Source organism: Amycolatopsis sp. NPDC031561, from assembly GCF_055580625.1.
Map to the genome: position 1 here is coordinate 176,992 of NZ_JBVILA010000008.1, position 15,371 is coordinate 192,362.

Sequence of the window (15,371 nt, forward strand, 5' to 3'; positions counted from 1 at the left end):
CGTTGACTTGCGGCGCCCCATGGGCCGCATCCGGAACACGACAAGCACCTTCACGATCACCCGCAACTGAGCGCCCGGCGCGCTCACCCGCGTTTAGTCCTCTAGTTGCGGTACTTGCACGCGCAACTACCGCAACTAGAGGACTAAACGCGGGCCGTTGCTGAAGTGCGGAATCCGTGCTTCACTCCTTCCGTGCCGTACCGACGTACCGAGAAGACGCAGGCCAGGCTGGACTCCCAGCGGGGCGAGATCCTGGCCGCGGCCATCGCGCTGCTGGCCGAGACCGGCTACGCGGGCTGCTCCATGGCCGCGGTCGCGGCGCACGCGGGCGTGGGCACCGGAAGCGTGTACCGCCAGTTCCCGTCGAAGGCCGACCTGGTCGTCGAGGTCTTCCGTGAGGTGGTCTCCCGCGAGGTCGCCGCCGTCGAGGCCGCCGCGTCCCACGGTGACGTCCGGGAACGGGTGGTCGCGGTAATCGAGACCTTCGCCGGACGGGCGCTGAAGGCGCCGCGGCTCGCGTACGCGTTGCTGGCCGAGCCGGTCGACGCCGTGGTGGAGGCCGAGCGGCTGGTGTTCCGCCGCGCGTTCCGCGAGGTCATCGCCAGGAACATCGCCGACGGGGTGACGAGGGGACTGCTCCCGTCTCAGGACGCGGAAGCGACCGCCGCGGCGCTGGTCGGCGCGGGCGCGGAAATGCTGGTCGGGCCCCTGGCCGGGGACGGCGGCCCGGACACGATCCCGCATCTGGTCACCTTCACCCTCCGCGCGCTGGGAGGTTCCGTTGGCGTTTGAGACGCTCACCTACCGGGTCGAAGACCGGAAGGCCTACCTGACGTTGAACCGCCCCGAGCGGCTCAACGCGATCAACGACGTCATGCCCGGCGAGATCCGGCAGGCCGTGGAGCGGGCCAACGAGGACGACGCGGTCCGTGTGATCGTGGTGCGCGGCGAGGGCCGGTCGTTCTGCGCCGGATACGACCTCAAGCAGTTCGCGGAGGAAGACACCGAGGGCCGCTGGAACCAGGGGCCGGTCTGGGACCCGGTCAAGGACTACCGCGTGATGAAGCGCAACACCGACGACTTCTTCAGCCTGTGGCGATCCCTGAAACCCACCCTCTGCCAGGTCCAAGGGCACGCTGTCGCGGGCGGCAGCGACATCGCGCTCTCGTGCGACGTGCTGATCATGGCGACCGACGCGCGCATCGGCTACCCGCCCGCGCGGGTGTGGGGCTGCCCGACGACCGCGATGTGGGTCTACCGCGCCGGCGCCCAGCGCGCGAAGCGGATGCTGCTCACCGGCGACACCATCGACGGCACCACCGCCGCGGAATGGGGGCTCGCGCTCGAAGCCGTGGAACCCGAGCGGCTCGAAGCCGCCGTCGAGGAACTGGCCGACCGCATGACCGGGGTGCCGACGAACCAGCTGGTGATGCAGAAACTGATGATCAACCAGGCCTACGACAACATGGGCCTTTCCGGCACCCAGACCCTCGCGACCCTTTTCGACGGCATCACCCGGCACACCCCGGAAGGCCGATGGTTCCGCGAGTTCGCCGAACGCGACGGTTTCCACGAGGCGGTGGCCTATCGCGATTCCGGACAGGTCATCCCGGACGGCGGCGGACCGCTGCCGGAGAGCACGGATTCGAGGAGGTCGTCATGACCGCGAACACCGAAAGCGAACGTGTCGCCGAGCGCCTGCAGCGGTCCTCCGCGCGGCTTTCCTACGACCCGGACGTCGACGTCGACTGGCTGGCGCCGCTGGTCGAAGGCGCCTACGGCAAGGCACCGGAACGCTGTTCCTTGTACGGCACGGCTTTGTGGGAACGCCTCGACGAGAGCCAGCGCGGCGAACTGAGCCGTCAGGAGGCCGCGGCCGCGGCGGCGTCGGGCATCTGGTTCGAGCTGATCCTGATGCAGGGCCTGGTGCGCCACGTGTACAACAGCGACCCGACGACGCACAACGCCCAGTACGCGCTCACCGAGATCGCCGACGAATGCCGTCACAGCACCATGTTCGCCCGCTCGATCGCGAAGACCGGCGGTGTCGTCCGCCGCCCGAGCCGGTCGGCGCACCGGGCTGGCAAGGTGTTCGGCGCCGTCTGCGGCCCGGCGCTGCTGTTCGCCGGGGCCATCTACGTCGAAGAACTCGCCGACGGCATGCAACGCGAGATGATGCGTGACTCCAGCCTGCAGCCGATGATCCGGATGATCTCCCGCATCCACGTCATCGAAGAGGCGCGCCACATCAGCTTCGCCAAGGACGAACTCGGCCGGGCCTGGGCCCGTCACGGGCGCGTCGGCCGTGAGCTGATCCGCTGGGCGATCGCCGCGATGGCCTACGTCGCGACGTCGGAGTTGTTGCACCCCAAGGCGTACACCTCCGTCGGACTCGACCCCCGTGAGGCCCGCCAGGTCGCCGACGCGAACCCGCACTGGCGCCGGACCAAGGCGGCCTGGGCGGCCAAGGCCGTCGAGTACTTCACCGAGATCGGCCTCATCGGCGGCCCGAGCCGCCGGCTGTGGCGCCGGGCCGGCGTCCTCGACTGACACAGCACAAGAAAGGTGACTTCATGTCCGCACGCACCGGCAAGGTCCTCGGCCTCGGCATCGCCGCGACCGGTCTCGCCCACTTCGCCGCCCCCGCCGCCTTCGAACCCGTGACGAAGATGGCCTTCGCCGACGACGTCCGCAACTGGACCTACCGCAACGGCGCCACCGAACTCGCCATCGGGCTGGCCATCGCGGCCCGGCCCACCCGGAAGGCCGGAGTCGCCGGGCTGGCCGTCTACGCCGGATGGCTGGCGAAGCGCGTCCTCGCCCGGCGCTAGCCGAGCAATCGAGAAAGCGGGCCGCCCGCCGGCGTGGATCGGCGGGCGGCCCGCTTTCGTCGGTCAGACCCCGCTGGTCTGGCGGATCCAGTCGCGGCCCGCGGCGACGCTGCCATAGCTGGTGGTGCTGGACCGGTCGCTGGTCGAGCACACGCCGACCTGGACGCCGTCGTCGATCATCGGGCCGCCGGAGTCCCCACCGGCGACCGCGCCGTTCGGGGTGTCGGCCGCGATCGCCGGGCCACCGTAGGTGTCCTGGGCGTTCGTGTCGGAGATCCGGACCGACGCCTGCTTGAGCACCTTCGACTGGTGGTCGCCTTCGTGGTCGGCCTGGGTCGCGCCCCAGCCGTACACGCGGGCGGAATCTCCTTCCTGGGCGTCGGAAGTGCTGCTCGCGAGGCGGGCGAAAGTGCTGCCACCGTCGGCGTTCAGTTTGATCAGGGCGAGGTCGCCGCCCGAGTACAGGTAGGTCGACGAAGCCTTGGCGTGCACACCGCCGGAAGCGCTGTTGGAACCGATGTAGAGGTCAATGTCCTTCAGGCGCTGCCCGTTGTTGTCGTACAGGCAGTGCTTGGCGGTGAGCACCCAGCGCGTGCTGATCAGCGTGCTGGTGCAGAAGAAGGTGTAACCGTTGGCGTGGCCGTTGAACCGGGCGATGTAGCCGGGGTTCTGGGCCGTGCTGCCGCCGATGATCGACGGCTCGGCACCCGGCGAGACCGGGGCGGTCGGAGCGCTCGCCGCCGCGGGCGCCGCGGCAAGGGTCGCGAAAGCGGCGCAGGTACCGGCGAGAAGGGCGACGGCGCGGGCGACCCGGCCGGTGGTTTCACGCATGGGGACTCCTCGGGGAAAGGGGGGAGGGGGACACTTCGAACGTATTCAGGTGAGCTGCCCCGGGATATCCGCGAGAAGATCCGAACCGGTCAACGGGAAAGAACAGTTCTTTCGGCGGATTGCGCCGCGAAATCCGTCCGAAATGGACAAAGAACCGGTACGCCTCGACGGACGAGGCGTACCGGTTCTCCGTGTTCCGAGGCTCAGACGCCGGTCTGCTGCCTGATCCAGCTCAGGTGCTGGGCGATGCCGGTGTAGAGGGTGCTGGTGGCGCATTCGCCGCCGTTGTCCCCGGGGCCGTGCGTCTCCCCGACCAGGGTCCAGCGTCCGGTGGTGCCGACGACCGCCGGTCCGCCGGAATCGCCGTGGCAGGCGGAATGCGTGCGATCGCCGGAGATGCAGACGTCACCGGAGCCGCCACCGCCGGCGTAACACGAGCTGCTGGGCAGCACCCGGAGGTCGATCTGGCGCAGCGTGGTCGGCGTGCTGCAGCTCGGCCAGCTGGTGCAACCCCAGCCGAGGAGCCGCGCGGTGGTGTTCGGCGCCGGATTGCTCGACGCCATCGCGACCGGGGTGGCGCGGACGGCCGTGGACAGGTGCATGAGGGTGAGGTCCGTGCCCGCCTTGTTGACCCGGCGGTCGATCCTGCCGACCTCGCCGCCGGAGTTCTTGTTCGTCGAACCGATCCTGCCCTGCGACGCGCTGCCGCAGTGGGTGGCCGTCACGATCCACTGGGGCGCGACGAGGCTGCCGCCGCAGCCGTTGTTGAGCGAGACCATGAAGCTGTAGGTCTCCGTGGCGGTGCCACCTCCGATGATCGAAGGTTGAACACCCGAGTCCGTTTGGGCGTTGGCGATTCCGGGCGTGGACACCGCGAGTGCCGCCGCCAGGATCCCGAGAGCGACTGAAGCCAGTTTTCGCATGGTTGCTCACAATCGGGCGGCCGAGCCGCCTGGTGGTCGTGGATGAGCGAGGGTGATGCGGAATCCGGCAGAGGTGCTCGATGCCGGTCGATCCAAGATGTCCGACAACGGGATAAACGGAATACCTTCCTAGGTAGGGAGACGAAAGTCGCGGATCGTTCCGCGTAGAGCCGGTACGCGGAACACCGGCTGCCTCAGGCTTTTCCGCCGGGAGAGATCGTCGCGGCCGAAATCCCGGAACGTTCACGGTTCCGGCGCGGGGCCGCGGGCGGCCGGGATTCGCACCGTAGGAATGGTTTCTCCCGATTGTCCGAAATCGCCGCGGAATCGGTCATCGCAACGCGGTTCGCACTCGAGGATTATGTGAAGCGGTATAAGGGAATCCGCGTCAACGGAACAGGACACTACTTTCTGCGGATTGCGCGCACCCCGGAAAGCCGTCCAAGATCACCGCTGAAGTCCGGCGGGCCACGACCCCCGCCGCGGCTTGCCGTACCAAGGGCACGACCGGCGACGACCCGCCGTCCGCGGCTCCGGTTTCGACGCGATCGTCCTTTCGGGGAGAGAAATTTGATGTCGCTGTTCGTCGTCACCCCCGGGGCCTCGGCCGAGGAGGAACTGGCGCACTCACTCGCGACAGGGCCTTTCAGCAAGGCGTTGTCACGGGCCATCGACCGTAGAGGCCTGGGGCTGGGCAGGGTGAAGGAGCGGCTCGCCAAAGCGGGTGTGTCGGTCAGCACGACGACGCTGAGCTATTGGCGAACGGGGCGGACCCGGCCCGAGCGCCCCGAGTCGCTGCGCGCCGTCGCCTTGCTGGAGGACCTTCTCGGGCTCCCCACGAGATCGTTGCTCGATCTGCTTCACCGGCCGGAGGGCGACCGCCCCGCGATCCGCCGCGTGGTCGGCTGGGACCGGCTGTGGGACCCGCGAGAGCCGGTGCTCTCCGTGCTGCATTCGTTCGAGGCGGCGGACGAACCGTCCCTTGTCCTGCTGAGCCTGCACGAGTCGCTGCACATCGGGGCCGACCGGACGCTGAACCGGTTGCGCGTGCGGGAAGTTGTCCGTGCCACCGATGAGCCCGCCCAGGCCAGGGTCGTGGTTCTGCGTGGTTGCGCGCCGGGAAGCCCGCCGAGACTGGTGGCGACCCGCTATTGCGTGCCAGGCCGCACCGAGGTGTTCCCGGAGCAGGCGCTCATCGTCGGCGAACTGGTGTCGGACCGGATGCTCGCCCCCGGGGAAACCGCGATCCTCGAATACGAATTCGAGTACACCGACGGCGTGCCCGACGATCGCCACGACCGGCGTTTCCGGCACTCCGTACCCGAGTACCTCCTGGAGGTCCACTTCGCCCCCGAGGCGACGCCGGAGAGTTGTCATTCCTATCGGCTGGATCACGCCTCCGGCCCGGAACGGGACGTCACCGACGTCCCGCTCTCGGCGCTCTCCCCGGCGGTCGCCTACGCCGCGGCGGTGACGCCCGGGATCCTCGGGATGGCCTGGACCTGGCCCGCCGAGTCCGGTTGAGCCGCGGGATGCACTGCCGGGCAATCCGGATTGGAGGAAAGGGCAAGATCCACTCCGTTCGGCTCTGCCGGCCGACCCGAAAGATTAGGGTCCCGGCTGGGAGGGTCATCGGCCCCGGATCGTCGTTTCGGAAAGGGGCAGGGTGAGTAATCCGCTGGTCGCGCAGGTGAAAGACTCGACGACGGCGGTGTCCGGTGTCCCGTTGCTGGAGAGCGCGACAGGGCTGAAGTCGGCGATCGAGAGCAAGGACTGGGCCGGGGTCGCGATGGGCGCGGTGGGGACCGCGCTGGATGCCCTGACGATGGCGATGGACCCGGTCGGCGCGGTCTTCGCGGCCGGGGTCGGCTGGTTGATCGAGCATGTCGGCCCGTTGAAGGAGGCGCTGAACGCGCTGACGGGGAACGCGGACGAGATCGCGGCGCAGTCGGAGACCTGGACGAACATCGCCAAGGAGCTGGAGAGCGTCTCGGCGGAGCTGGTGGATCTGGTCGAAAAGGATCTGTCGAGCTGGCACGGTGACTCGGCGGACGCGTACCGCAAGCAGGCCGAGAACACCGCGACACTGATGGCCGGCGCGCAGAAGGGTTGCGAAGGCGCGGCCAGCGGGGTGAAGACCGCGGGCGAGGTGGTGGCCGCGGTGCGCACGCTGGTCCGCGACATCATCGCCGAGCTGGTCGGGCATCTGATCTCGTGGGCGCTGCAGGTGGTGTTCACGCTCGGGATCGGGATGACCTGGGTGGTGCCGCAGGTCGTCGCCGCCGTGGCCAAGACCGCGTCGAAGATCGCGCAGGTCACCACCAAGCTGGTCAAAGCACTCAAAGCACTGGCCCCGCTGCTGAAGAAGGCCGGGACGCTGTTCGACGACGCGGGCAAGGCGTTGAAGGGCCTCAAGGGCGGCAAGGTCAAATCGTCGGGCAAACCCAAGGGCATCGACGTCAAGTCGGAGAAACCCCCGAGGGACAAAGGCGGGGATTCCACGAATCCGTCGGGGGACCACCCGAAGGGCGGCGACTCCACCAACCCGTCGGGCGATCACTCGACGACGAAAAACGGCGATGGCTCCCCGAAGCCGTCCGGGGAGCCCAAGAACGATCCGCCGGCGGACAAGCCGGAAACCCGGCCCGGGGGAGACCAGAACACGACGACGTCCGGTGACAAGAACGGCGCCAAGAATCAGGGCGGCGACGGTTCGCGTTCCATCAAGGACAACAACACCAATCCGAAAGAGAACTCCAGCCCGCCCTACTGCCGTCCGGGCAGCGGCGATCCGATCGACATGACGACCGGCCGGATGATGATCCTCGAGACCGACGTCGAGATCGACGCCGCGCTCCCGTTGTCCTTGCGGCGCAGCCACTTCTCGACCTATCGCGCGGGCATCGGGTTGGGCCCGAGCTGGGCGTCCACTGTGGACCAGCGGCTGGAGGTCGAGGACGGCGAGGTCGGTTTCGCGGCCGAGGACGGCACGCTGCTCGCGTACCCGGTCGCCGAGGGCACCGTTCTGCCGGTCGAAGGGCCGTACTGGCCGCTGAAGCGGTCGCCCGAAGGCGGCTACGTCATCGAGCAGCCGGACCTGCAGCGGATGCTGTATTTCGCCCCGGACGGGGTCGGCAGGCTCCCGTTGACCGCGATCTTCGACAACGACGGCCACCGGATCCACTTCGTCCACGACCTCCGGGGCGTGCTGCGGGAGATCCGGCACTCCGGCGGCACCCGGGTCGAGGTCGAGACGACCGGTGGCCTGGTCACCGCGTTCACCCTGCTCGGGGCCGACGAGACCGACCGCACGGAGCTGGTCCGCTACCGCTACGACGGCGAAAAGCGGCTCACCGAGGTGGTCAACTCCTCCGGCCGGACGCTGCGCTACGACTACGACGGACTCGGCCGGGTCGTCCGGTGGACCGACCGCAACGGCCGATCCTACGAATTCGCCTACGACGAGCTCAGCCGATGCGTCAGGGGCGCGGGCGCCGACGGGCACCTCGCCTACACCTTCACCTACGACCGCGAGGCGCGGGTGAACACCGCGACCGACTCGCTGGGCAACACGACCGAATATCACCTCAACGCGGACTTCCAGCTCGTCAAGGAGGTCGGCCCCCTCGGCGGCGTCAACCACTTCACCTGGGACCGCCACGACCGCGTGACCGCGCATACCGACGAGCTCGGCCGCACGACCCGTTGGGAGTACGACGAGCACGGCGACCTGGTCGCCTACACCTTCCCGGACGGCGCGCAGCGCCTGTTCGAGTACGAAGACCGCCGGGTCGTGTCCCTCGTGGAGCCGGACGGGGCGGTCTGGCGCCGGGAGTACGACGAGGCAGGCCACCTCGCGGCGAGTGTGGGCCCGCTCGGCTCGACCACCCGCTACACCTACGGCGAAGACGGGAGCCTGCGCGAGTTCGTCGACGAGGTCGGCAACCGGACGACGGTCGCGTCCGACCGGTTCGGCCGGCCGGACGAGGTCACCGATCCCCGCGGCGTGACCTGGCGGCGGACCTTCGACGCGCTGGGCCGAGTCGCCGACGAGACCGACCCGATCGGCGGCACGACGCGCTACGAGTGGACGGTCGAGGGCGCCGGCTGGCGACGCACCGCGCCCGACGGAACCACGCAGCGCCGGGTCTACGACGCCGAGGGCAACGTCCGGGAGGAGTACGACGAACGCGGCGAGGTCACGCGCACCGACTTCGGTGCCTTCGACCAGCCGGTCACCCGGATCGCCCCGGACGGCTCCCGGTTGCGCGTCGAGCACGACACCGAGCTGCGGACGACCGTCGCCACCAACGGCGACGGCCGCACCTGGCGGTTCGAGTACGACGGGGAGGGACGCAAGGTTCGCGAACAGGATTTCGACGGCCGCGTCCTCACCTACGCCTACGACATGGCGGGCCAGCTCATCGCCCGCACCAACGCGGCGGGCGAGGTCACCACGTACGCCTACGACCTGCGCGGCGAGGTCGTCGAGAAGCGGACGGCGGACGACGTCTGCCGTTACGCCTACGACGGCGCCGGTCGTCTCGTCCACGCCGTCAACCGGGACGCCGAGGTCACCATCGCCTACGACGAGCTCGGCCGCGTCGTCGCCGAGACCTGCGACGGCCGGACGGTCACCTCCGGCTACGACCTCGCCGACCGCCGGATCTTCCGCCGCGTCCCCTCGGGCGCGGAAAGCCGCTGGGACTACGACGGCTGTGACGCTCCGGCCAAGCTGGTGGCCGGACGGCACTCGATCACCTTCCGGCACGACGCGGCGGGCCGGGAGGTCTGGCGTGGCCTCGGCACCGCCGAACTGACCCAGGAATGGGACCCGCGGCACCGGCTGCGCAGCCAGAGCGTGACCACCGCGTCGGGCGCGGTGGCGCAGCGGCGCGTCTACGACTGGCGCCCGGACGACGTGTACTCCGCGGTGCAGGACCAGCTCCTCGGCCGTCAGGAGTTCACGCTCGACCGGGGCGGCCGGGTCGTGGGCGTGCAGCGATCCGGCGGTGTCGAGCACTACGCCTACGACCGGTCCGACGCGGTGGCCATCCTCGCGTCGTCGCCCGAGCGGTACGACGTGCAGGGCCGGTTGGTGAGCAGGGCGGGCTGGACCTACTCCTGGAACGGGGAGGACCGGCTCGTCGGTGTCACCACGCCGGACGGGCAGCGATGGCACTACCGCTACGACGCGCTGGGACGCCGGGTGGCGAAGCAGCGGGTGGAAGGTGACGTGGTCGTCGCCGAGACCGTCTTCGTCTGGGACGGTGAAGTACTCGCGGAACAGTACGAGACCACGGCCACCGGCGAGACGCGGGGCACGACCTGGGAATGGGACTCCCGCCAGGACACCCCGGTCGCGCAGACCGACCGCGTGTACGCCGACGGCCGGTGCCTGGACGAACGCTTCTACTCGATCGTCACGGACTTCATCGGGACGCCGTCCGAACTCGTCGACGAGGCCGGGCGGATCGCCTGGCACCGCGACGAAACCCTGTGGGGAGCGCCGCGCACGACGACGTCCGGGCCCTCGACGCCCCTGCGCTTCCCCGGGCAGTACCTCGACGCCGAGACCGGGCTGCACTACAACCGCCACCGGTACTACGACCCGGTGACCGCCCGGTACCTCAGCGCCGACCCGCTGGGGCTGACCGGTGGCCTGAACATCCACGCCTACGTGCCCAATCCGCTGCTCTGGAGCGACCCGTTCGGGCTCGTCGGGCCCTGCCGCACCGGCGGTCTGCGTCCGGACAAGGGTGGCCGGGGCGGCAAGGACAAGGCCAAGAACTCCGTGGGCGGCCTGCGGTACGACCAGATGGCCAAGAACGGGAAACGCGGCGAGCGCAACCGCTTCGAGCACGTCAAGCTCCACGCGGACAACTACCCCGGCACCAAAGCCGACCACGGCGTCTTCGGGACGAAGGGCGGGAACCCCTGGGACGACAAGAAGATCTCGAAGACCATCGACCAGGGATGGGCCAAGCGGAACGACAAGGGCAGCAGCGTCGAGCATCAGGACGGCGGGACCACCGCCTACACCGTTCCGATGAACAAGAAGATCGGCTACATCGACGAACGCGTCCCCGAACGGCATCCCGACGGTTCGGTGAAGCGGGACACCTGGGACAAGGACACGAACCAGTGGTACGGCGACGTGGTCTACAAGAAGGACGGCGACAACTGGGTCCGGGAACAGAAGGACCTGGATCACCTGAAGATCGTCGTCAAGGACGACAACAGCGTCATCACGGCTTATCCGGACCGCGTCCGCGACTACGACCCCAACCCGACTCCGAAGCCGGAACCATCAGGACCACCTCGGCGGGGCCGCCGGTAAGGCGGCTCATGATGGCGGTGCGACGTCTTGGAGGGCCTTACCGAGGTCGTCGGGCTCGACGCCGAGTTCGGTGCGGGCGATGTCCGGGTCGAGGACCATGGCGGTCGAGTGCAGGGCACTCCATTGTGCCGGGTCGAAACCGAGGGTGAATCCGTGGCGGCGCTGGCGGATTCCTTCCCGGCGGAGCAGAAGTTCGATGACGCGTGGGTGGAGTTTCCAGATGCGTTTCGGAGGGCGGCCGGCCGCGGTCGCGAGGCGGGTGAAGAGGTCTGCCCACGGGAGGTTCGTGGTGACGACCGGATAGTTGCCGTCGGCTCGACGGTCCAGCGCCGCGACGGCTGCTCGCGCGACCTGGGCGACAGTGACGACGGCGGTGGTGCCGGGGTAGGCGAGAATGTCCGCGTTACCGACGGACATGCTGTGCAGCATGGGTTCGAGAGGCGATTGCCGACCTGGAGTCGTGCCTGCGACGTAGGGGAGTTCGAGAACGGCCACGGAGGTTTCGGCGTCGACCGCGGCGCGTGCGCGCTCGGCCTGCTCGATTCTGCTGGCGATGTACGGGCTGAATTCGGCCAGGCGGAGTGCCGGCTGTTCGCGCTGCAGGGTGGCGTAGAAACTGCCGAGGATGACAGCGCGGTCGCACTGCGCCCGGCATCCGGCGGCGAGCAACCTGGCGACGGGTGCGACGTTGGTGTCATGGAAGAACGCGGCGATGTCGGCGCCGCGCGGTGCGGCGACGGCGGCGGCCGAAGCGACGACGATGCCCTTGTGTCCGGCAACGGCAGTGTCGAGTCGCTCGTCGGACAGATCGGCGAGGTCGCCGAGCTGGACTGTCACCGCGGCGGGGAGGTCCGCGGGCGGCGTGCGTACCAAGACCGTGACGTCGTGCCCGCGTGCCAGGAGTTCACGCACGATGTGATGTCCGATGAAGCCGGTTCCGCCTACTACCAGGACCTTCATGGGGCTGTCCTTTCAACGGTCGCTGTGAGTGCCCGTTGAGGCGCTGCCGTACTGGGCCACTCGAGTGAGTCGTCCTGCCGAACCACGGCGACGATCGGCGACCTGAAGTAGGCAGGGTGACCTGAAGCCATCATCGAGCGGACCCATACGACGACAAAGCCCACCGACGACACTCCTGAAACTACAGGAAAATCGTCGGTGGGCTTTGATTCTTACTGTGCGCCATCAGGGACTCGAACCCCGAACCCGCTGGTTAAGAGTCGGCACCTGGGCGTGTCGGACGGTGTCGAGTGATGCCGGACAAGACCTTTTCGTCTGGTCGTGGTGCATCCGCGATGTCGGGATATGTCGCCTGGTGTCGGACTGTTTCAGACCTCTCGGGCGCGTCTCGGGCTCGCCTGTGCCAGGTTGTGTCGCCTGATCCAGCGGGATCGACACCGTAACGACGACGGGAGATACGGTCGGGCCACAGTGCCTCCCTCTAAGGGTGTGGCATCGGTGCGCAGCCCACTAAACTTGTTCATGATGTACGGTCATCGACCACTGACCGTGATCAACCACGGCAAGTTGAGCAGCCTGCGCCCAGACTTCAGTGTCGCGTCTGACTCCCTGTAGGCGCCTTGACCTCTACATCAACATCGACGTCTGACGGCGATTGGTGTCTCGCGAAGGCCGATCAGTTCCACAGACGGACGGCTTGCGCGTCGAAGAAGGCGATCTCCAAGCCTGTTTTCGCATACGACGTCGCTCGGCGCGATCGCATTTCCTGCACCGCTTTGATCGTCGCTTCGTTTGACGGCGAGTCGACGTTACCGAAGAGGGATACGGCTATTCGGGTGATCTTCGAGTGAACGATGGCGTCCATGATGTGCGTGTCGTTTTTGCTGAATGACATTCCATACGACAGCAAACCACCGCCGATCGCCGCGAGTGACCGAAGCGCGTGACCGAGATAGTCACTTGTGCCGATGCGGGTCAGCTTCTCGCGGCTCGTCCCTTCTGCCACGTACAGGGGGAACGAGTCGGCCTCCAGTTGGGCGCGGATCTGGTCGATCAGCGGTTCGTTGGTCCGGCGCCAGGTCAGCTTCTTCAAGCCATCCTCGCTGCGGTACAGATGGAGAGCTCCGTGGAGGTAAAATACGTTCTGTGAGTGGGGATCCAGGTGGTTCCACAAGACGTAGTCGGTAGCCTCCCCGGGATCTCGAAAGCCGTCGTCCGCCCGCCTTGCCTGCAGGTTTTCCTCGGGAAAGTCTTGCATGAGAGTCCAGTAGAGCAAGAGGTCGTAGTTCGCGGTGTAGATACGGTCAAACTTTTCCAGGAACCTGCGGACTCGTAAGTAGACTTCGGCGTCGATCTCGTACGGCCGCCCTGGGTGAAGCGCCGCGAGGATGTGAGCCAGGGCATCCTTGAGCTTCGAGGCTTCCTCGTCAAGTGTCGCGGCTTCCGCCGAGTACTTCGTTGCATCGAGCGCGTAAAGCCCGATAGCGGCGTCCTCGAGCGTCTTGATGACAATCTCGAAGTCCTGAGTATCCAGCTTCTGGAAGAGGTGCTGGGCAGTAGGGCTGAGCATGCCTTGCGCCTCGGCATGGGATCGCAAAGCCGAGTATGAGAACCTGGCGGGGTCGAACGCGATGCTGAACCCGTTTCCCAGTATCAGCCGGGTAGGCGACGCTCTGCCCTTGGATTTCGTCGATTCACTCAGCCAGGAGATGGCCTCATCGTAGTCCATGAGGTCCACTGGTCCACCTCAAATCCGTTTCTGCCGAGAGTGCCCGGGCTTATGTGCCGTGGGCCAACTGCTGGCTGGAGCGCCATTCCTGTGCTTCCGGCTCTTCGACGTAGTCGAGGAGATTGTCCTTCAGGCCCATGTCTTCGAGGATAGTGAGGATCTCGGCTGGAGTGGCGTAGAAGAACTCGCGCCTGAGATTGACCCGGTTGACGCGCCGATCGGCGAGGTGCTGATGTAGGCGCGTTTCCAGGCTCACGGCATCGGCGTCGAAAATCTTGGCGTGGACGTCGAACCTGAACGGGACCGAGGCGTCGCCGAGTTCACGAACGCGTTCGAGTGGATCGAGCCGCCGGGTCAATCCGACCTTGACGACACTGTCACCGAAAGATCCGACATTGGAGATCACGTAGACCCATCCAGTGCGAATGTTCGCTTCGCGCTCCTCGACCCCTCTGATTGCGTCACCGATCTCGTCCAGCTTCGCCCGTGCCGCCTCGGCCTGCTGCTCGTCACCGGACGAGACCCACTTCTGCAAAACGCCCCGCCAGTGCGCCTCTTCTTTGGTCAGCTTGGCTTTTTCACGTTCGAACTCTCGTTGAGCCTGCTGCTCGTCCCGTTGCCGCTCCCGTTCGGCTCGGATGCGTTCCTTGTCCTCTTCGACCTTTGCGAGGTGGTCGGCGGTGAGTTCGAGTTCTTCGCGGCGCAGCCTGTGATAGCTGGGGGAGATGTTGATGTTCATGGTTTTGCCGAGGCGCGAGATGACCTCACGGGTCTTGGTCAGACGGTCTTTGGCCGAGTCAAGACGGTAGGGGCGCATGGATCTCACGCAGTTGTCTGCCTCGGCGTTGTAGGCGCGCAGCATGAGCTTGGAAAAGTCTCTCACCATGCGCTGGCCTTCGACTTTGGAACCGTTCACGGTCCAGTCTGTGGTCGCGGTGATCGCATGGTTGTTCTTTGCGGAGATCTTGATGGAATCCTTGAGACGCTGCAGGGCGGCCTTGTAGGCGACGGCGTCGGCCAGCCGGTGCCGGAACTCGTAGATTCCGGCCTCCTGGAGCAGCGTGATCTCTTCGGTCTCGACCACTTGGTCGTGCAGTGACTTGAGCTTCACGGCTGCTTCGTCGATCTGCCGTCGAACCGTGGCCAGTTGTGCCTCGCCGTCCTTACGACTCTGTGCCTGTGCGTGTTGTTGTTGCCGCGCCTCTTGCCCGAGTTCGGCGATAGTCTGGCGCATCTGCCGGATTTCTCGCTCAGCTTCCAGCACGTCCTTGCCTCTGAGTTCGGTGCACTTGGCCTCGAGATCTACTATTTGCGCACTCAACGCAGCGTTGCGTGCGGTGACTTCCCGAAGCTGAGATGCTGTCTGTAGGAACTTGGTTGTTTCCGTGCCGAGCTCGGCTTCGAGTTCTCGAACCCGTTTCCGGGCGCCGAACAGCCCAGCCTTGCCCGGTGCTGCGGGACCGGGCGCTGCTTGGAAGGGTGCCATTTGCTGCTGCGGCTCGGGATCAAGTGTCCACAGTTGCCAGAACTGCGGTGGCGCGGGCCAGTCGGCTGGTGGCTGCCAGCCAGGCGGAGGCGTCCATCCGGAGGGGACAGCCGGCCAGTTCGGTGGCGGATTGAATCTGTACCCCATACCACTACCCTCCGCTGTTCCTGATCACAGCAGAAGTCGCAGCTTCGTGAGAGTGCGTTACACGGTCATCCTCAGCCCTGGGCCGCCGGTTCATACCGGCTGAACGGGATGCTCTGGTCGTCGT

General features: G+C 67.1%; 11 protein-coding genes. 6 read left to right on the plus strand and 5 right to left on the minus strand.

Going from position 1 to position 15,371, the window contains the following annotated elements:
* Positions 1 to 192 precede the first annotated feature (192 nt).
* Genes ACZ5IK_RS19235 through ACZ5IK_RS19250 form a run of 4 tightly spaced genes read left to right on the plus strand, consistent with a single transcriptional unit; the run spans position 193 to position 2,831 of the window.
* Positions 193 to 792 (plus strand): TetR/AcrR family transcriptional regulator, encoded by a 600-nt coding sequence (locus ACZ5IK_RS19235; protein ID WP_465488881.1) that lies wholly within the window; start codon positions 193 to 195, stop codon positions 790 to 792.
* Positions 782 to 1,663 (plus strand): crotonase/enoyl-CoA hydratase family protein, encoded by an 882-nt coding sequence (locus ACZ5IK_RS19240; protein ID WP_465488882.1) that lies wholly within the window; start codon positions 782 to 784, stop codon positions 1,661 to 1,663. Before ACZ5IK_RS19235 ends, ACZ5IK_RS19240 begins: the two co-directional genes overlap by 11 nt.
* The gene (locus ACZ5IK_RS19245) at positions 1,660 to 2,550 is read left to right on the plus strand and encodes an AurF N-oxygenase family protein (protein WP_465488883.1); all 891 of its coding nucleotides are present in this window, start codon (positions 1,660 to 1,662) and stop codon (positions 2,548 to 2,550) included. The genes ACZ5IK_RS19240 and ACZ5IK_RS19245 overlap by 4 nt, the downstream gene beginning before the upstream one ends.
* A gap of 23 nt (positions 2,551 to 2,573) precedes the next feature.
* A complete protein-coding gene (locus tag ACZ5IK_RS19250) occupies positions 2,574 to 2,831 on the plus strand; it encodes a hypothetical protein (RefSeq protein WP_020631028.1) in 258 nt (85 codons plus the stop codon).
* Positions 2,832 to 2,894: 63 nt separating this feature from the next.
* Here the strand turns inward: ACZ5IK_RS19250 and ACZ5IK_RS19255 are convergent, their stop codons facing one another.
* A complete protein-coding gene (locus ACZ5IK_RS19255) occupies positions 2,895 to 3,662 on the minus strand; it encodes a S1 family peptidase (RefSeq protein ID WP_465488884.1) in 768 nt (255 codons plus the stop codon).
* Positions 3,663 to 3,865: 203 nt separating this feature from the next.
* Positions 3,866 to 4,585 carry a S1 family peptidase gene (locus ACZ5IK_RS19260; protein ID WP_101610100.1) on the minus strand — a complete coding sequence of 240 codons (720 nt, stop codon included), beginning with the start codon at positions 4,583 to 4,585 and terminating at the stop codon, positions 3,866 to 3,868.
* A 573-nt stretch (positions 4,586 to 5,158) separates the two neighbouring features.
* Between ACZ5IK_RS19260 and ACZ5IK_RS19265 the strand changes: the two genes are divergently transcribed.
* Positions 5,159 to 6,109 (plus strand): hypothetical protein, encoded by a 951-nt coding sequence (locus ACZ5IK_RS19265; RefSeq protein ID WP_465488885.1) that lies wholly within the window; start codon positions 5,159 to 5,161, stop codon positions 6,107 to 6,109.
* Positions 6,110 to 6,251: 142 nt separating this feature from the next.
* Positions 6,252 to 10,925 (plus strand): RHS repeat-associated core domain-containing protein, encoded by a 4,674-nt coding sequence (locus ACZ5IK_RS19270; RefSeq protein WP_465488886.1) that lies wholly within the window; start codon positions 6,252 to 6,254, stop codon positions 10,923 to 10,925.
* Between the two features lie 6 nt (positions 10,926 to 10,931).
* Here ACZ5IK_RS19270 and ACZ5IK_RS19275 read toward each other — a convergent pair whose 3' ends face one another.
* The 3 genes from ACZ5IK_RS19275 to ACZ5IK_RS19285 form a co-directional block, all read right to left on the minus strand.
* Positions 10,932 to 11,885 carry an NAD-dependent epimerase/dehydratase family protein gene (locus ACZ5IK_RS19275; protein ID WP_465488887.1) on the minus strand — a complete coding sequence of 318 codons (954 nt, stop codon included), beginning with the start codon at positions 11,883 to 11,885 and terminating at the stop codon, positions 10,932 to 10,934.
* A 676-nt stretch (positions 11,886 to 12,561) separates the two neighbouring features.
* On the minus strand, positions 12,562 to 13,614 hold the full coding sequence (locus tag ACZ5IK_RS19280) for a DUF4917 family protein (protein ID WP_465488986.1): 1,053 nt from the start codon (positions 13,612 to 13,614) through the stop codon (positions 12,562 to 12,564).
* 49 nt (positions 13,615 to 13,663) lie between these two features.
* Positions 13,664 to 15,247: an SNIPE associated domain-containing protein gene (locus ACZ5IK_RS19285; protein WP_465488888.1), complete on the minus strand. Its 1,584-nt coding sequence runs from the start codon at positions 15,245 to 15,247 to the stop codon at positions 13,664 to 13,666.
* Between the last annotated feature and the right edge of the window lie 124 nt (positions 15,248 to 15,371).